Origin of the sequence: Rhizobium sp. N324 (assembly GCF_001664485.1) — a bacterium.
Lineage (GTDB): Bacteria > Pseudomonadota > Alphaproteobacteria > Rhizobiales > Rhizobiaceae > Rhizobium.
In genome coordinates this window covers 285,962-303,562 of the sequence record NZ_CP013632.1, presented here as the reverse complement: position 1 = coordinate 303,562, position 17,601 = coordinate 285,962, and the positions used below count along the sequence as shown (strand labels likewise).

17 protein-coding genes are annotated in these 17,601 nt (G+C 62.3%); 10 read left to right on the top strand and 7 right to left on the bottom strand.

What is annotated here, in order from left to right; all coding sequences use genetic code 11:
* Window positions 1–58: 58 nt before the first annotated feature.
* A complete protein-coding gene (locus tag AMK05_RS25145; RefSeq protein WP_064842059.1) occupies window positions 59–883 on the bottom strand; it encodes a phosphoenolpyruvate hydrolase family protein in 825 nt (274 codons plus the stop codon).
* On the bottom strand, window positions 880–2,091 hold the full coding sequence (locus AMK05_RS25140) for a Tm-1-like ATP-binding domain-containing protein (protein WP_064842057.1): 1,212 nt from the start codon (window positions 2,089–2,091) through the stop codon (window positions 880–882). The genes AMK05_RS25145 and AMK05_RS25140 overlap by 4 nt, the downstream gene beginning before the upstream one ends.
* Before the next feature lie 131 nt (window positions 2,092–2,222).
* Here AMK05_RS25140 and AMK05_RS25135 point away from each other — a divergent pair, with 131 nt between their 5' ends.
* The 8 genes from AMK05_RS25135 to yghU all read left to right on the top strand — a co-directional run bounded on the left by AMK05_RS25135 (window position 2,223) and on the right by yghU (window position 9,663).
* The gene (locus tag AMK05_RS25135; RefSeq protein ID WP_064842055.1) at window positions 2,223–2,876 is read left to right on the top strand and encodes a GntR family transcriptional regulator; all 654 of its coding nucleotides are present in this window, start codon (window positions 2,223–2,225) and stop codon (window positions 2,874–2,876) included.
* Between the two features lie 92 nt (window positions 2,877–2,968).
* On the top strand, window positions 2,969–4,222 hold the full coding sequence (locus AMK05_RS25130; protein ID WP_064842052.1) for an ABC transporter substrate-binding protein: 1,254 nt from the start codon (window positions 2,969–2,971) through the stop codon (window positions 4,220–4,222).
* A 59-nt stretch (window positions 4,223–4,281) separates the two neighbouring features.
* Window positions 4,282–5,217, top strand: coding sequence for a carbohydrate ABC transporter permease (locus tag AMK05_RS25125; protein ID WP_064842322.1), 936 nt, complete (start codon window positions 4,282–4,284; stop codon window positions 5,215–5,217).
* Entirely contained in the window at window positions 5,214–6,041 is an 828-nt protein-coding gene (locus tag AMK05_RS25120) for a carbohydrate ABC transporter permease (RefSeq protein WP_064842050.1), read from the top strand. The genes AMK05_RS25125 and AMK05_RS25120 overlap by 4 nt, the downstream gene beginning before the upstream one ends.
* A 2-nt stretch (window positions 6,042–6,043) precedes the next feature.
* Window positions 6,044–7,135, top strand: a complete 1,092-nt coding sequence (locus tag AMK05_RS25115; RefSeq protein WP_064842047.1) for a Gfo/Idh/MocA family protein — start codon at window positions 6,044–6,046, stop codon at window positions 7,133–7,135.
* A 14-nt stretch (window positions 7,136–7,149) separates the two neighbouring features.
* Window positions 7,150–7,530, top strand: a complete 381-nt coding sequence (locus tag AMK05_RS25110) for a cupin domain-containing protein (protein WP_064842045.1) — start codon at window positions 7,150–7,152, stop codon at window positions 7,528–7,530.
* A gap of 21 nt (window positions 7,531–7,551) precedes the next feature.
* Window positions 7,552–8,631 (top strand): ABC transporter ATP-binding protein, encoded by a 1,080-nt coding sequence (locus AMK05_RS25105; protein WP_064842043.1) that lies wholly within the window; start codon window positions 7,552–7,554, stop codon window positions 8,629–8,631.
* 156 nt (window positions 8,632–8,787) lie between these two features.
* Window positions 8,788–9,663, top strand: a complete 876-nt coding sequence (gene yghU / locus AMK05_RS25100; protein WP_064842041.1) for a glutathione-dependent disulfide-bond oxidoreductase — start codon at window positions 8,788–8,790, stop codon at window positions 9,661–9,663.
* Between the two features lie 77 nt (window positions 9,664–9,740).
* On the opposite strand, the gene AMK05_RS25095 is transcribed toward yghU, so the two are convergent.
* From AMK05_RS25095 to AMK05_RS25075, 5 genes are read right to left on the bottom strand one after another with little or no spacing between them, the layout of a single operon-like run.
* A complete protein-coding gene (locus AMK05_RS25095; RefSeq protein WP_064842038.1) occupies window positions 9,741–11,255 on the bottom strand; it encodes an ABC transporter substrate-binding protein in 1,515 nt (504 codons plus the stop codon).
* Window positions 11,256–11,274: 19 nt separating this feature from the next.
* A complete protein-coding gene (locus AMK05_RS25090; protein WP_064842036.1) occupies window positions 11,275–12,984 on the bottom strand; it encodes a dipeptide ABC transporter ATP-binding protein in 1,710 nt (569 codons plus the stop codon).
* Window positions 12,981–13,829, bottom strand: a complete 849-nt coding sequence (locus AMK05_RS25085) for an ABC transporter permease (protein WP_064842033.1) — start codon at window positions 13,827–13,829, stop codon at window positions 12,981–12,983. The genes AMK05_RS25090 and AMK05_RS25085 overlap by 4 nt, the downstream gene beginning before the upstream one ends.
* Window positions 13,826–14,764 (bottom strand): ABC transporter permease, encoded by a 939-nt coding sequence (locus tag AMK05_RS25080; protein WP_064842030.1) that lies wholly within the window; start codon window positions 14,762–14,764, stop codon window positions 13,826–13,828. Before AMK05_RS25080 ends, AMK05_RS25085 begins: the two co-directional genes overlap by 4 nt.
* A 51-nt stretch (window positions 14,765–14,815) precedes the next feature.
* Window positions 14,816–15,706: a proline iminopeptidase-family hydrolase gene (locus AMK05_RS25075; RefSeq protein ID WP_064842028.1), complete on the bottom strand. Its 891-nt coding sequence runs from the start codon at window positions 15,704–15,706 to the stop codon at window positions 14,816–14,818.
* Between the two features lie 127 nt (window positions 15,707–15,833).
* Between AMK05_RS25075 and AMK05_RS25070 the strand changes: the two genes are divergently transcribed.
* Window positions 15,834–16,631 carry a helix-turn-helix transcriptional regulator gene (locus AMK05_RS25070; RefSeq protein ID WP_064842025.1) on the top strand — a complete coding sequence of 266 codons (798 nt, stop codon included), beginning with the start codon at window positions 15,834–15,836 and terminating at the stop codon, window positions 16,629–16,631.
* Between the two features lie 61 nt (window positions 16,632–16,692).
* Complete coding sequence (locus AMK05_RS25065; RefSeq protein WP_064842319.1) at window positions 16,693–17,595, top strand: proline iminopeptidase-family hydrolase; 903 nt, start codon at window positions 16,693–16,695, stop codon at window positions 17,593–17,595.
* Window positions 17,596–17,601 lie beyond the last annotated feature (6 nt).

The following is a 17,601-nucleotide window of genomic DNA, read 5'->3' as shown; positions in this document are numbered from 1 at the left end:
TGCCGGCGCCCCACATCGGAGGCGCCGGCAACTGGTGTACGGCCGGTCCGAGCCGCGCCTAAATCTTTGCAAAATCCTCGACCTGCGCCCGGATCGCGACTTCGGTCGGCAACCGCTCCATCGAGCTTGCACCGTAAAAGCCGTTGCACCCCTTGCAGCGGGCGAGCACATAGGCGGCGTCCGCCGGCATGGCGATCGGGCCGCCATGGCAGAGCACGATGACGTCGTCGCGCACGGATCTGGCGGCATCCGTCCATGCGTTGATCTTCTCCACGCATCCGTCGAGCGTCAGCGCCGTTTCGGCGCCGATCGCGCCCCCCGTGGTCAAGCCGAGATGGCAGACGACGATATCGGCGCCGGCCCGGGTCATGGCAATGGCGTCCTCGGCACTGAAGACATAGGGCGTCGTCAGCATGTCCTTGGCGTTGGCGCGGGCGATGATATCGATCTCGAGATCGAAGCCCATGCCGGTTTCTTCGAGATTGGCGCGGAAGGTGCCGTCGATCAGCCCGACGGTGGGAAAGTTCTGGATGCCGGCAAAACCCATCGCCTTCAACTCGTCGAGGAAGAAATCGGGCAGCATGAAGGGATCGGTGCCGTTGACGCCGGCCAGCACCGGCGTGTGGCGCACGACCGGCAGAACCTCGCGGCCCATCTCTTTGACGATTTCATTGGCATTGCCATAGGCGAGCAGGCCTGCCAGCGAGCCGCGCCCGGCCATGCGGTAACGACCGGAATTGTAGATCACGATCAGATCGATGCCGCCGGCCTCCTCGCTCTTGGCCGAAAGGCCGGTGCCGGCACCGCCGCCGATGATCGGCCGGCCCTCGGAGATCTTGCGGCGAAGCTTGTTCAAAATGGCGTTCCTGTCGATACGGGTCAAAACTCTCTCCTGGAGGCATGGATGTCGTGGAAGTTGGCAACGAGTGCGGCGGCGAATTCCGGGCTGTTGATATGGGCGTCGATCTCGATGAGGCGTCTGTTTTCCGCATCGCGCCAGCCGCTGCGGATGGCTGAAAACAGTGCGGCATCGGCGTCCGGATCGTGGAAGGGCTGGCCGGCGGCATCGATGGCCGAAACGCCTTGAAGCGGCAGCAGGAAGCGGACCGGGCCTTGCATCCGGTTCAGTCGTTCGACGATGAAAGCGCCGATCCGGCTATTATCATCCGGCGTGGTGCGCATCAGCGTCACCTGCGCATTGTGGACGTGAAGCCTGCGGTCGCGGAAAGGCGCCGGCACGGTTTCGCGTGCGCCGAAATTCACCATGTCGACGGCGCCGACCGAGCCGACATAGGGCAGGCCGGTGCGGATGACGGCGCCGAAGCGATCCTCGGTCGCCGGAAATACGCCGCCGATCAGAAGATCGGCAACCTCCGTCGTCGTCACGTCGATCACGCCCTGCAGCAGACCGGAATCGACCAGTTTCTCCATCGACTGGCCGCCGACGCCGGTCGCATGAAAGACGTAGATTTCATGCGTTTCGCCGAGCAGCTGGCGCATCTCGGTGACGCAAGGCGTGGTGACACCGAACATGGTCATGCCGATGCCCGTCCGATCATCACGCGAAGCGGCGATCGGATTGCGGGCCATGCCGGCCGCCGCGTTCGCCGCATTGCCGATCACCCTGCGCGAGATCGCATTGAGGCCGGCGACATCGACGACCGAATACATCATTGTCAGATCGTTCGGTCCGACATAGGGCGCGACATTGCCCGAGGCGACCGTCGAGACCATCAGTTTCGGCAGGCCGATCGGAAGCGCGCGCATCGCCTCGGTCACGAGCGCGGTGTTGCCGGTTCCGCCAAGGCCGAGGACGGCTCCGATGTCGCCGCGTGATCTCAGGAAGGCCGTCAGCGCCTTGGCCATGGCCGAGACCGCCGTTCCCCGATCGGTTTGCCCAAGCACGGCCGCCGCACCCTCGGGATGAAATTCAGCGACGTCGCGCGCCCGGATATCGGCGTCGGCATCCTCCCCAAGCGTGCCGACATCGACCAGCACGGCACCGGTGCCGGCCCGATGTACCACCTCCTTGGCGTAATTCAGCTCGGCGCCCTTGGTGTCGCAGGTGCCGACGATATAGACCTTTCCCATTGTTTCTCCTCCTCTTTCTGGTCTTCCCCTGTGCATTCCCGATAAAATTCCAAGTTTTTGTATTTTCCATATTGTATATTCTTTCGCATATTGCATACTTAAATCACGAAGACCAGACGGAAATGGAGACCATGAACGCACCGCGCCACCTCACCCTTCGCGAGCGCATCTACGAGGAAATCGTTCGGCTGATCGTCTCCGGCGAGCTGCCGAGCGGCGTCTCGATCGATGAAAAGGAATTGACCGAACGACTGCAGGTCAGTCGCACACCGTTCCGCGAGGCAATCGGCACGCTCGCCAAGGAAGGGCTGATCGAGATCAAGCCTTATCGCGGCTTCTTCGTGCGCAGCTTCACGCCGAAGGAGATCGATGATCTCTATAATCTGCGCAAGACGCTCGAATGTTTCGCGGTCGAACTCGCCGTTCCGCAGATGAGCGACCGGCACATCGCCGGCTTCGAGCGCATCCTGGACGAGGCGGTGGCGGCACTCCGCCGCGGCGACATGGAAACCTACGGCATTCGCGACAAGGAATTTCACGAGACCATCGCCGAGCTTTCCGGAAGTCTGCCGCTGATCGAAACACTGGCGCGGCTGGCGCTGCAGATCCAAATCTGCCGCTCGATCGCCAATGAGAGCCGCGATCTGGCCGAAAGGGCAGCCGAAGAGCGAGACCAGATCCTGCAGGCTTTCCGGGCGCGCGACATTGCCCGCGCCAAGGCGCTGATGCACGCGCATATCAGTGACGTCCAGCAGGCCGTGATGACGCGATTCCAGAAGAGCTAGCCAAAGGACATGAAGGAGAGGGAGGTCTCCTTCAACAATCGAAAAACATGGGCCGAAAAACATGGGCCGAGGAGCGGCCCGGAGGAGGGACAATGCTGAAATTTCTTGCCCGCGGCACGGCACTGGCGGCGATGATCGCCGTAAGCTCACCGGCAGATGCCGAAACCCTGAAGATATGGGGGCCGGAACAGATCACCGAACCGCTGGTCGCTCAGCTCTGGAACGGTATCAAGGCCGATTTCGAAAAGGCCAATCCCGGTGTGACCGTCGAATTCATGCCGCCGACCGGCACGATCAGCAACGGCGCGGTGCAGGCGGCGATCCAGTCGGATGCCGGTCCCGACGTGGTCCTCACCAACTCGGGCATCGGCCGCATCAGCGTCGTCAAGAACGCCAAGCAGGTCATGCCGCTCACCGAGCAATATGAAAAGCGCGGCTGGAAAGACCAGATCTACCGCTGGCTCTACGCCGAGCTGAAGGGCCAGTTCGGCGGCGAGATCTATGAGGTTCCCGATGGTCTCGACGCGCTTGGAATCTGGTACCACAAGGATCTTTTCGCGCAGGCCGGCTGGAAGATCCCGGCGAGCTGGAGCGAATTCGAAGCGCTGATGAAATCGATCGAGGAGACCGGCCTGCAGCCTATCGCCATCGGTCCGCGCACAACAGGCAGCGCCGGTCACCTCTTCGGCAACCTGCTGCAATCGGCGAGCGGCAAAGAAGTGATCGGCAAGGCCTTGCGCCGCGAGATCGCCTGGGACGATCCCGCGGTCGCCGCCGGCGCCATCCGGCTGCAGAAGCTGGTCGAAGCCGGCGACATCAAGAAAGAGATGGCGGGCCTCGATCTCGACGGCGCCTCGCGCCTCTGGTTCAACAAGCGCGCAGCGATGTTCGTCGCCGGCCCCTGGTTCACCGCCAATGCCCGCAAGGCCGGCTACGACCTCACGAACGCCGGCTATGCACCGATGCCCTCCGACATCAAGGGCGCGGCGATCCCGACCGGCGGCGTCGGCTGGAGCTGGCTGATCCCCGTCAACTCCAAGCAGCCGGAACTCGCGATGAAATGGATCGACTTCATGCTGTCCGATGCCGTGATGAAAAAACGCGCGCAGGACCCGGCGAGCACGATGATCTATCCGCGCGAAATCCCTGGCCTCGAACCGCCGACCCCGGTGCTCAAGGATATCTTCGCGGCCGCGGCCGGCGGCGTCGGTTACAATCCGAGCGTCTATCTGCCCGGGCCGGTGCTCGACACCTACTTCCAGGTCATTCAGGGCCTGATCTCCGGCCAGATCGGCGGCGCGGACGGCATGAAGCAGATCCAGGCGAAGATGACAGAGGCGAAATAGTGGCCATTCCAAGAACGCCCGGCAGCAAGGCCGTGGCTCCTCTCAGCGCTGCACCTGCCATGGCAGGGCATACGGGCGGCCTGTCCGCCCGCATGCCCAAACGCCGGACGGCCGGGTCCGGCTCGGCCGGTGGGGACGCCAGCACCGCATTCTGGCTGATGGCGCCGGCGCTCGGCCTCTACGCCGTCTTCACGCTGCTGCCGATCGCCGCGACTTTCTGGCTGAGTTTCAATAGCTCGGCCGGCTTCAATACGTCCGCCAGCTTCGTCGGCTTCGACAATTATGCCAAGGCGGCGGATGATCCGATCGTCTGGAAGAGCCTCGCCCATACATTTCTCTGGCTCGCCTACCATGTGGTGATGGCGGGCGGTCTCGGCCTGCTGCTGGCGCTCGCGGTCAACAGGCTCAGGATCACCCAGGTTTTCTTCCGCACCGCTTTCTTCCTGCCGCATCTGGTGTCGCTGGCGGTGGTCGGCGTCATCTGGGCCAATATCTACGATCCGTTTTTCGGCCTGATGAATACGGCGCTGACACGGATCGGGCTCGGTGCCTTCACGCAAGGCTGGCTTTCCGATCCCGCCCTGGTGCTCTTTTCCGTCAATGTCGCAAGCTCCTGGCAGGGTTTCGGCCTCTACATGCTGCTCTTCATCGCCGGGCTGCAGAATATCGACCGCTCGCTTTACGACGCGGCTGAGGTGGACGGCGCCAACGCCTTCCAGAAGCTGATTTATGTGACGCTGCCGGGGCTTCACGAGGTGACGACCTTCGTTGTCTCGCTGGCGATGATCAACGGTCTGAAGGGTTTTGCCACGGTCTTCGTCATGACCAATGGCGGCCCCTTCTACCAAAGCGAACTGATCACGACCTATATCTACCGGCTTGCATTCCAATCCCAGGATCACGGGCTCGCGGCAGTGCTCTGCATCCTGCTCAGCCTGCTGGCGATCGCCATCACCATCGTCTTCAACCGCTGGCGCGCGAGGCTTTCGCAATGAGTATGCGTAATCGCGAATGGCCGGTGGCGCTGGCGCTGACCCCTGTTTTGATCCTGATCCTCGCCCCGTTCGTCTGGCTGCTGATCTCCAGTTTCAAGACCGAAGCCGAAATTGGCCGGGCCGACCCCTTCACCTGGCCCGCCGATCTGATGTGGCGGAATTATCTGGATGCCTGGCAAATCGGCGGCTTCGGCGACCTCGTCGGCAACAGCCTCATCAATCTTGTCGGCGTCGTCATCCTGTCGCTGATCACCTGCGCGCCTGCCGGCTACGCACTCGCCAAGATCCGTTTTCCCGGTCGCGAATGGCTGTTCTACGCCTTCATCCTCGGCCTCACCGTGCCGGTCCAGGCGATCGTCATTCCGCTTTACCAGGTGCTCTTCGGGCTGAACCTCGTCAACACGCTGACTGGAATCGTCCTGGTGCAGGTCAGCAACGGCATTCCCTTCGGCATCTTTCTCATGCGGAGCTTCTTCATCGGCGTGCCGGATGATCTGATCGAAGCCGCCAAGATCGACGGCGCCTCGCATGTCCAGATCCTCACCAAGGTCTTCCTGCCGATCTCGACACCGGCGGTGCAGGCGCTCGTCATCATCAGCGCACTCTCCACCTGGAACGATTTCTTCCTGCCGCTGATCGTGCTGATCAGCCCGGAGGTGCAGACGCTGCCGCTCGGGCTCGTCCGTTTCGCCAGCACCTATGCTTCCGACTATCGCCTGGTCTTTTCGGGCACCGTCATTTCGTTCCTGCCGATCATTCTTCTCTACATCCTGATGCAGCGCCGTTTCACCGAGGGGCTGACGCAGGGAGCAATCAAGGGCTGACCATGTCGCACCATGTCCAGCGGGAAATCCGCTACAATTTCGAGTTCGATCATCGCATCAAGGCCTGCTTCATCGGCGCCGGCGGCCATGCCTACCGCAATGTCTATCCGGCGCTGCGTTATGCCCCGGTCGAGCTTGCCGGCATCTGCGATCTCGATCTTTCCCGCGCCGAAAAATTCGCCAAGCTTTTCGGCGCCGGCAAAGCCTATACCGATCACCGTGATATGCTCGAGCAGGAAAGACCGGAGCTGGTCTTTCTCGTCACCGCCTATCATCCCGACGGCCGGGTGCAGGCGACCGACCTGGCGCTCGACGCGCTGACCGCAGGCGCGCATGTCTGGATGGAGAAGCCGACGGCGGCAAGCCTTGAGGATATCGAAAGGCTGCGGGCGGCAAGTGCCGCGGCCGGCCGCATGGTCATGACCGGGCTCAAGAAGACCTTCTTTCCGACGATCGAGAAACTCAAGGATCTGATCGGCTCGCCCGGTTTCGGCAGGCTGACTTCGATCAATGTCCGTTATCCCCAGAGCCTGCCGAAACCGGAAGAGCGCGACGATCTCGTCAGGATGCAGAGCTTCCTCGATCACATCTATCATCCCGGGGCGATCCTCAATTTCCTCGGCGGCGAGGTCGACCGCGCCAGTTATGAATGGGAAGCGCTGACCGGCGCCACCGTCACCAGCCTGCGCTTCCGCTCCGGCGCGATCGGCACGCTGCACCTGGCCGCCGGCCAATCCGGCGGCAGCATCTTCGAACGAGTCGAGATCATCGGCGAGGGCGCCAACGCCATCGTCGAAAACGGCAGCCGGCTGACTTATTTCCGCAAGGCGGACCTGCCGTCCTATGGCCGCGCCGCAAGCTTCATTCAGCCGGACGAGAATGCGGCGCTCACCTACGAGCCGGAGCATTCGCTCGGCCAGCTCTACAACAATAACCTCTTCTATCTCGGCTATGTGCCCGAGATCCTGCATCTGACCGATGCGATCCTTTCCGGCACATCGATCACCCGGGGCACGCTCGAAATCGCCCGAGAGATCATGAAACTTTTCGAATTCTACCGACGCACGGATGCCGGCGTCACCACCCATCTCTGACCCGGGAGACAGTCTTGAGCGAAACCGACATTATTTTCAGGAAAGCCGGCGGCGAATTCATGCCGACCACATGGGGCGAACTCAACTGGAAGATTACCGGCGACGGCACGCCCGGCACCGAGATGACCTTCGGCACCTGCCGCATTAATCCCGGCGAGCGCAACCAGTTGCACTCGCATCCCGATTGCGAGGAGATTCTCTACGTCGTTTCCGGCCTTTGCGAGCACAAGCTCGGCGACGCCCTTTACCGGCTCGAAGCCGGCGACGCGATCCGCATTCCCCGCAATGTCCGCCATTGGGCGCGCGCGCTTGGCACCGAACCGCTCTTCGCCCTGATCATGTTTTCCTCAGGCACCAGGACGGCGGTCAATCATGAAGGCGAAGGCGCGGCCTGAGCGTAATCTGAGGAAAATATCATGGCGTCGATAGCGCTTCACAACATCCGCAAATCCTACGGCACTCTGCCTGTCATCCACGGCGTCGACGTCGATATCGACGATGGCGAATTCATCGTGCTGGTCGGCCCTTCCGGCTGCGGCAAGTCCACACTGCTGCGCATGATCGCCGGCCTCGAAACGATCTCGGAAGGCCGGCTTTCAATCGATGGCCGAATGGTCAACGAGCTGCCGTCGAAGGAGCGGGACATCGCCATGGTGTTCCAGAGTTACGCGCTCTATCCGCATCTGACGGTGGCCGAAAATATGGGCTTCTCACTGAAGCTGCGCGGCACGGCCCGGGACGAGATCGGCCGCCGCGTACAGTCCGCCGCCAGGATCCTGGCGCTCGAACCTTCTCTCGATCGCCATCCGCGCCATCTCTCGGGTGGTCAGCGCCAGCGTGTCGCCATGGGCCGCGCCATCGTGCGCGACCCGAAAGTGTTTCTCTTCGACGAGCCGCTTTCCAATCTCGACGCCAAACTGCGGGTTGCCATGCGCGCCGAGATCAAGGAACTGCACCAGCGGCTGAAGATCACCACCGTCTATGTCACCCACGACCAGACCGAGGCGATGACCATGGCCGATCGCATCGTCGTGATGCGTGACGGCATCGTCGAGCAGATCGGAACGCCTTTGGAGATCTACGACCGCCCGGCGACCACCTTCGTCGCCGGTTTCATCGGCATGCCGGCGATGAACCTGCTCAAGGGCCGTATCCAGGCCGACGCCCCCTCGATCTTCCGCAGCGACAGCGGCGTCGCCATGCCGCTATCGCTGCGTCCCGGCACGGCCGATCCCGGCGAGGAACTGATCTACGGCATCAGGCCGGAACAGTTCATCATCGCCGAGGAGGGCACACCGGCGAAGATCGTCGTCGTCGAGCCGACTGGGGCAGAGACACAGGTTGTCGCCCGGATCGGCGAAGAAAACGTCAATATGCTGTTTCGCGAGCGTATCGCGATAAAGCCCGGCGACACGATCCGCTTCACCTTGCGTGCGGTCGGCGAACATCTGTTTTCGGCCGCGACGGGCAGGCGCCTTTCCGAAGCGAGCGCCTGACGCTGTCGTTTTCTTCAGCTTTGCCAAGAACCTGACGATTGCGTGAACAGCTCTGACACCTGTGACAAACCCTCATCGCCTCTGCTATGTCAGGAAAAAGGCAGGCCGCCCAACGAGGCGCCGTGCTCGATCCGACCAATGCCCGGAGTTTGAAAGATGAGCGGTTCTTCCGATTATATCCCCCCGAAGGTCTGGACCTGGAACAAGGCGAATGGCGGCCAGTTCGCCAGCATCAATCGCCCGATCGCAGGCCCGACGCATGAGAAGGAGCTTCCGATCGGCCGTCATCCGCTGCAGCTTTATTCGCTCGGCACGCCGAACGGCCAGAAGGTCACCATCATGCTCGAGGAGTTGCTGGCGCTTGGCCATAGCGGCGCGGAGTATGACGCCTGGCTGATCAGGATCGGCGATGGCGACCAGTTCGGCAGCGATTTCGTCAAGATCAATCCCAATTCGAAGATCCCGGCGCTGATGGACCGCAGCGGCGAAAAGCCGATCCGCGTCTTCGAATCCGGGGCCATCCTCACCTATCTCGCCGAAAAGTTCGGCGCCTTCCTGCCGATCGAGCCGGCGGCTCGCGCCGAATGCCTGTCATGGTTGTTCTGGCAGATGGGTAGCGCCCCCTATCTCGGCGGCGGCTTCGGCCATTTTTATGCCTATGCGCCGACGAAGATCGAATATGCCATCGACCGCTTCGCCATGGAGGTGAAGCGCCAGCTCGACGTGCTCGATCGCCGCCTGGCCGAAAGTGAATATCTGGCCGGCAGCGAATATACGATCGCCGATATTGCCGTCTGGCCCTGGTATGGCGGCCTGGTGAAGGGCTGGACCTATGGTGCGGCCGAATTCCTGCAGGTCGAAGACTATAAGAACGTCCAGCGCTGGGCCGACGCTATCTTCAGCCGCCCCGCCGTGCAGCGCGGCCGGATGGTCAACCGCCTCTCCGGCGACCCTTCGAGCCAGTTGCACGAGCGCCACGACGCCAGCGACTTCGACACCAGGACGCAGGACAAGCTCGCGGCCGCCGAGTAGGCAAGCGGCACGTGTCGCAGCCATAAACGATGCTCCGCCGCCTTTACGGCGACGGAGCATTTGCACGCTGCCGGAACTTAGTTCTTCAAAGTATCCTCCAGGAAAAACCGGCCGAGCGGGTTCTGGTAGAAGTTCTCGATATTCTTGCGCGAGACGTTGATGTAAGGGCTGTAATAAAGGTCGATCCAGTTGACGTCGTCCTTGGCCATCTTCTGCAGATCGACATACATCGCTTCTCGCTTCTTCGGGTCGAGCTCCAGACGGGCCTTGGCGACGAGCTCCTTCACCGCCTCGTTCTTGTAGTTGGTCGCATAATTGTTGTTGGAATCGTGGCCGAGCACGAAGGTGGTCTTCTGGTCCGGATCGAGAATGTCGTTGGTCCAGTAGTTGACCGAGACGTCATAGTCGCCGGCAACGATCATGTCCCATTCCTGGCTCGGATCGACCTTCTGCAGGTTGGCGGTGATGCCGGCCTTCTGCAGCTGCTGCTGCACCAGCACGGCCGTCTGTTCGTCGACTTCGTCGCCGGCGCGCACCAGATAATTCAGCGTCAGGTCGGAAGCGCCGGCCGCGGCCAGCAACTCCTTGGCCTTGGCGGGATCATAAGGTCGCTGTAGGTTATCGGCGTAATAATAGAGAGCCCCCTTCGGAATGTAGGAATTGGCGACCGTGCCCTGGCCGAAGGTGACGGTATCGACGATTGCCTTCTTGTCGATCGCCAGATCCAGCGCCTGGCGGACTTCCTTCTTGCCGAGTGCGCCATGCGCATGGTTGATCAGCAGATGATCCTCACGGGTGGAAGCGTCGATATCGACGTTGAGGTTCGGGTCCTTCTTCAGTTCCTCGACGCGGGAAAAAGGCACGAAGATCGCCGCATCCAGTTCGCCGGCCTGGACATTCAGCATGCGGGTATTGTCGTCGGGCACCGAGATCCACTCGACGCCGTCGAGCTTGACGCGGTCGGCCTGCCAGAAATTCGGGTTCTTCTTCAGGATGACCCGGTCGCCGCGCCGCCATTCGTCGACGGTGAAGGCGCCGGATGCGATCGGCTTTTCGCCATAGGCGTCGGACCCGAGCGATTCCATGCCCTTCTTGGAGATGACGGAGGCATTCGGCAGCGCCAACGTCGACAGGAACGGCGCGGACGGATTCTTGAGCTTGATCGTCAGCGTATGCGCGTCGGTCGCAACCGCCGTGTCGATCACCTTGTAGGAATCGCTCCACAGCGAGGCGGCATCGTCGCGGATACGCAACAGGCTGTAGGCCGCATCCTCCGCCGTCAGCGGCGAACCGTCGGAGAATTTCGCGTCACGGATCTTGAGGGTGTAGGTCAGCCCGTCATCCGAAGCGGTCCAGCTTTCGGCGAGGCCCGGCTCCAGCTTGGTGCCCGTCTTGTCGACGCGGATCAGCACGTCATAGACATTTGAAAACACCCAGTTGTCGATGTTCTGGGCTGTCTTGATCGGATCGAACGTCGTCGAATCCTCGCGGCGGCCGATGGTAAGCACACCGGCGGCCTCGGCATAACTTGCGCTGAGCGTCAGGCCGGCGAGCAAGGCTGCGAGCCCGATTGATTTCCACCTGTTTGTCATGAATTCGTTCCCTTCGTTGTTATGGCATGCGTTTGATGGGTTGGACCGCTATCGATTGCCGATCGTCCTTGCCGCCGGCGTCTTGCAGCAGCGGCTTGTCAGGATCGATGTCGGGAATGGCGGCGATCAGCGACGCCGTATAGGCATGTCTCGGCCGCGCAAAGACCTCTTCGGATCGGCCTTGCTCGACGATCTCACCGCGATACATCACGACGACGCGTTCGCAGAGGTTGCGGACGATCGCCAGATCATGGGCGATGAAGATCAGCGTGAGGTTCATCTTCGCCGTCAGTTCACGGAAGAGCTCGACGATCTGCGCCTGGATGGTGACGTCGAGGGCGGCGACGCATTCGTCGGCGATGATCAGCTTCGGGTCGACGGCGAGCGCCCGGGCGATGCCGGCCCGCTGGCACTGGCCGCCGCTCATGCTGCGCGGTTTGCGGCCGGCGAATTCGCGGTCGAGGCCGACCAGATCGAGCAGTTCGCCGATCCTTGCCGGAATATCGGCCTTCGCCACCTTGCCCTGTACTTTCAGCACTTCGGCGAGCATCTGCCCGATCGTCAGCCGCGGATTGAGCGCATTGTAGGGATCCTGGAAGACCATCGCTGTCTCGCGCCTGAGTTTTGCGAGGCCGGCGTTTTTCTGGAGGGCGAGATCGACGCCGTCGAACGTGACGTGGCCGGAGGAAAGCCGCGTCAGGCCGAGCACGGCGCGGGCAAGCGTGCTCTTGCCGCTGCCGGATTCCCCGACAATGCCGACAGTCTCGCCGGGCATGATCTGCAGGCTGACGCCGGCCACGGCGCTGACCGTCCTGGCGCCGCCTTTGAACAGGCTGCCGCCGGCGCTGAAACGCACGTGGAGATCGTCGATTTCGAGCAATGGCCTCGCCGGCCGGCTGGCCTCGGCAATGTCCGGCAGCGGCGCTGATATCTCGCCCGGCAGGGAAGGGTGGCTGTTGATCAGGTTGATCGTATAGGGGTGCTGCGGCCGCGCCAGGATCGTCCGCTTCGGCCCTTCTTCGATGAGTTTGCCGCCGCGCAACACGGCGATGCGGTCGCAGGTCTGGGCGACGATGCCGAGATCGTGAGTGATCAGAATGATCGATAGGCCGCGCCGGTCGCGAATCTCCAGCAATAGCCGCAGGATCTGCGCCTGGATGGTCACGTCGAGCGCCGTCGTCGGCTCGTCGGCGATCAGGATCTTCGGGTTGCAGGACAGCGCCACGCCGATCATCGCCCGCTGCCGCATGCCGCCGGAAAATTCGTGCGGATAGCTGTCGTACTGGCGCTTCGGATCGGGGAAGCCGACCTGCGCCAGGATCTCCGTTGCGGCAGCGCGGGCCTCGCGGGCACCGATGCCCTGGTGATAGCGGATGCCCTCGGCGATCTGATCGCCGATCCGCATCACCGGGTCGAGATGGCTGGTCGGGTTCTGGAAGATCATGCCGATCTCGCCGCCGCGCACTTGCAGCATCTCGCCGTCGCCGATCCGCATCAGGTCGCGCCCGTCGAGCAGCACGCTCCCGCTTTCGATCTTCAGCCGCGAGGAGGGCAGCAGGCGCACCAGCGAGCGGCAGAACAGGCTTTTGCCCGAGCCGCTCTCGCCGACGAGACCGAGGATCTCGCCTTTGCCGAGATCGAGCGAGACCGCATCGAGCAGCGTGCGCGGCCCGGAATCGAGATGGGCGCGGACGGTGAGATCACGGACGGAGAGCACGGCGCCGCTCATTCATGCACCCCCAGCAATTCGCCGAGCGCATCCCCCAGCATGCTGAAGCCGAAGGCAAGGCAGACGATGGAGAGGCCGGGAAACAGCGTGATCCACCAGGCGGTGGTGATGAAGCTCTGCCCTTCCGCGACCATGACGCCCCATTCGGCGATCGGCGGCTGGACGCCGAGACCGAGATAGCTGACGGCGGCGCCGCTGAGCAGCACCAGCGTCGCATCGGACATGGAAAAGACGATCGAACCGGCGATCGCGTTTGGCAGCAGGTGGCGGAACATGATGCGCGAGCGGCTGAAGCCGAGACTGACGGCGGCAACGGCATAATCGCTGCTTTTGAGCACCAGCATCTGCGCCCGGATCAGTCGTGCATAGGAGACCCAGCCGACCAGCGCCATGGCGATGTAGAAGCTGCCGAGGCCGGGGCCGAGGATGGCGATGATCGACAGCATCAGCACGAGGAAGGGGAAGGCGAGAATGATATCGACGAGGCGCATGAACAACGCATCGACGATGCCGCCGAAGAAGCCGGCGATCGTGCCCACGATCGTGCCGATCAGAAAGGGGAAGATGACGCCGATCAGCGCCATCTGCAGGTCGAGGCGCGCGCCCCAGATGACGCGGGAGAGAATATCGCGGCCGAAATTGTCGGTGCCGAACGGATGCAGCAAGGAAGGCGCCTGCAGGCGCACCTCGGCGTTCTGCAGGATCGGGTCGTAAGGCGCGATAACAGGCGCGGCGATCGCCAGCAGCACGAAGAACAGCAGCAGGCCGGCCCCAACGGCAAGCATCGGCCGCCGGCCGAAGAGCCGGCGCAAGGCGGGGGCAGGGGCGATCGCCTCGATGCTCATAGCGTCACCCTGGGATCGACGGTGACGGTGACGATGTCGGCGATAAAATTGATGAGCACGGTGGCGCAGGCAAAGACCATGGCGACGCCCTGGACCACCATGTAGTCGCGCGAAAAGATCGCCCTGACGAGCAGCTGCCCCATGCCGGGCAGCGCAAAGACGGTCTCGACCACGACGCTGCCGCCGATCAGCCAGCCGATGTTGACGGCAAGCAGATTGATCGTCGGCACCAGCGAATTCGGCAGCACATGCCGCCAGAAGACGATCCCCTCCGGCATGCCGCGGGCGCGCGCCGCGGTCGCCACATCCGATTTCAGCTGCTCGATCATCGCCGCCCGCAGGCTGCGCGTCAGCACGGTCGAGAGCGACAGTGCGACCGTCAGGCTCGGTAGCACCAGATGCGACAGTTTTTCGCCGATCGTCGCGCCATAGCCCGAAACCGGCAGCACGCCGAGTTCGACACTGAACAGGATGATCAGCATCAGCCCCAGCCAGAAGGGCGGGAAACCGATGCCGAGGGTCGAGACGATGCGCACCGCATGGTCCGGCGCCCGGCCGGCGTTGCGCGCGGCGATCGCCGCCATCGGCACCGCGATCAGGACCGACAGCACGACGCTGGAGACGACGAGCGCCAGCGTCGGCTCGATGCGGGTGACGATCAGCTTCAGCACGTCTATCTTGTAGAGGATCGATTTGCCCATCTCGCCATTGGCGAGATTCTTGAGGAAATAGAGATATTGCAGCCACATCGGCTGGTCGAGGCCGTATTGGGCGCGGATGCTGGCAAGGGCTGCCGGCGTCGCGCGCGTGCCGAGGATGTTGCGTGCGGGATCGCCGGGGATCAGCCGGACCAGAATGAACGTGATGACGCTGATGCCGAAAATGACCGGCAGGAACTGGAGCGGTCGCGTCAGAACGAATTTATAGCGATGCATGACGGCGATCGCCCCTCTGTCTTCGTCGGGTTGGAGCCGCTTTTATCTGCATCAGGCTGCCTTGTGCCGGGCGAGGAAACCGAGAAGCGCCGGATAGTAGTCCTGCGGGTTCTCATAAAACGGCATGTGGCTGGCATTGGCAAATAGCTTGAGCTCGGCATTCGGCAGCGCAAGCCTCATCCTCAGCGCACAGGCCGGCGTCAGCTCGTCATGCTCTCCCGTCGTGATCAGCACCGGCAGCGTCAGCCGCGGCAGATCGGCGATGCGATTCCAGTCCTTGAGGTTGCCGGTATAGAGAAATTCGTTCGGCCCCTGCATGGTCGCATAGGGCGCCATGTTCCAATCGTCGAGCGAGCGGCGCACCGGCGCCGGCCATTCCGGCAGACGGCAGACATGGCGGTAGTTGAGAATGGTGACGGCAGCGAGATATTCCGGGTGATCGAAGGTGCCCTGCGCCTCGTGTTTCTGCATCATCGAAACGGTCTCGGGACCGAGCGCTGCACGCAGCCTTTCCAGTTCCGAGATCAGATGCGGCATGTCGGCGACGGTGTCCTCAAGGATCAGCGTCTTCAAATTCTCTGGATAGGTCAGTGCATAGTCGATCGCCAGCCACCCGCCCCAGGAGTGCCCGAGCATGTGGACCGTGCCGAGCCCCAGCGCCTTGCGCACGGTCTCCGTCTCCTCGACGTAACGCCCGATCGTCCAGAGCGAAAGATCGTCCGGCCGGTCGGAGGCGCCGGTGCCGAGCTGATCGAAAGCGACGACGCGATAGCCCTTGTCGACAAGACAGGAATGCGCCTCGCGCAGGTAATCGCAGGGCAGACCCGGTCCGCCGTTCAGGCAGAAAACCGTCTCGGTGCCGCTTCCGAAGCTGTAGGCAACGACGCGATAGCCATCGACATCGATCTCGAATCGCTCGTCCGGCTGTATTTCCCGCCACATTGATCGCTCCGGCAGAAGGTTTCACTTGCTCAATATTTGGGCGTGGTTAATTTTTTACCGCAAATCGCGTTCCGTGCCAGCTATAAGAAGTGATAGGGTCGGGCACCACGTCGAAACCGGAGCAGCCATGCTTGACGATATCGGAACGATCAGACGGCAGTTCACCGCGCATGAAACGCTGGACGGCCGGATCGACCAAGCCTTCGAGGCCATGCAGCGGATCGGCTTCGAGGCGCTGATCTACGACTATACGCCGGTGCCCTACGATCTCGACGGCGCGATCATGATACCGTCGCTGCTGAAGCTCAGGAACATCTCGGACGACATGCACGACTATTGGTTCGATCGCGGTTATTTCCGCATCGATCCGGTGCAGCAGGTGGCGCTGCGCACCTCGGCGCCGTTCTTCTGGAACTACGATACGAAGGCCGAGACGCCGATCAATCGCTTCATGAACGACGATACCGCGCCGGTGACGCGCTATCTGAGCGAACGCGACATGTCGACCGGCGTCACCGTGCCCGTTCACATGCCACGCGGCGACTATGCGACCGTCACCGGTATCCGCTTCGGTGGAAACAACGATTTCGAACGGCATGCACTGCGCTATATCGCCGACTTCAACCTGCTGGCCCATGTCTTCCACGAGACCGCCTATCCGCTGTTCGACATACGCGCAAAGAGCGTCGGCACGATTCGCCTGACCGAGCGGGAACGCGAATGTCTGCGCCATTCGGCGGAAGGCCATTCCGCCAAGGAAATTTCCCGCATCATCGGCCGTTCGGTGCCGACCGTCGTGATGCATCTGAACGCCGCGGCAAAGAAACTCGGCGCCCGCAACCGCACCCAGGCCGTGGTGCGCGCCACCCATTACCGCCTGCTCGAGGACCGGCCGACCCAGGCCTGGCCACCCTATAACTTGTGATAGCTGCCGTCACCACGGCCGTCGCGTTATGGTCTCCGACTGACGAAAGATGGAGACGCCTGTGACCGAAGTCGCGACCACCGAAGCCTACCTGCCTTTTCGCGACTATCGCACCTGGTATCGCATCACCGGCTCGCTGGAGAGCGGCAAGCTGCCGCTCGTCGTCGCCCATGGCGGGCCTGGCTGCACGCATGATTATGTCGATTCCTTCAAGGATATCGCCGCCCTCGACGGCCGCCCGGTCATCCATTACGACCAGCTCGGCAACGGCAATTCCACCCGGCTTCCGGACAAGAGCCCGAAGTTCTGGACGGTCGATCTGTTTCTCGAAGAGCTGGACGCGCTGCTTGCCCATCTCGGCATCCAGCATCGTTATGCCTTTCTCGGCCAGTCCTGGGGCGGCATGCTCGGCGCCGAACATGCGGTGCGCCGGCCGCAAGGCCTGAAGGCGCTCGTCATCGCCAATTCGCCGGCCAACATGCATACCTGGGTTTCGGAAGCGAACCGGCTGCGGCGGGAACTGCCGAAAGAGGTGCAGGATACGCTGCTGCAGCATGAACAGGCGGGAAGCCTGACCGATCCGGATTATATCGCCGCCTCGCGCGTCTTTTATGACCGCCATGTCTGCCGGGTGGTGCCGTGGCCGGCTGAAGTGGCGCGGACCTTCACGATCATGGACGAGGACAATACCGTCTACCGCAACATGAACGGACCGACCGAATTTCACGTCATCGGCACGATGAAGGACTGGACGATCGAGAACAGGCTCGACCGTATCGAAGCCCCGACGCTGCTGATCTCGGGAAAATACGACGAGGCGACACCCCTGGTGGTAAGGCCCTATCTCGAACGCGTTCCCGGCTGCGAATGGGTGCTGTTCGAAAATTCCAGCCATATGCCGCATGTCGAGGAAAAGCAGCTTTGCCTGGCGACCGTTTCCGGCTTTCTGTCGCGGCACGATTGAGAAAAG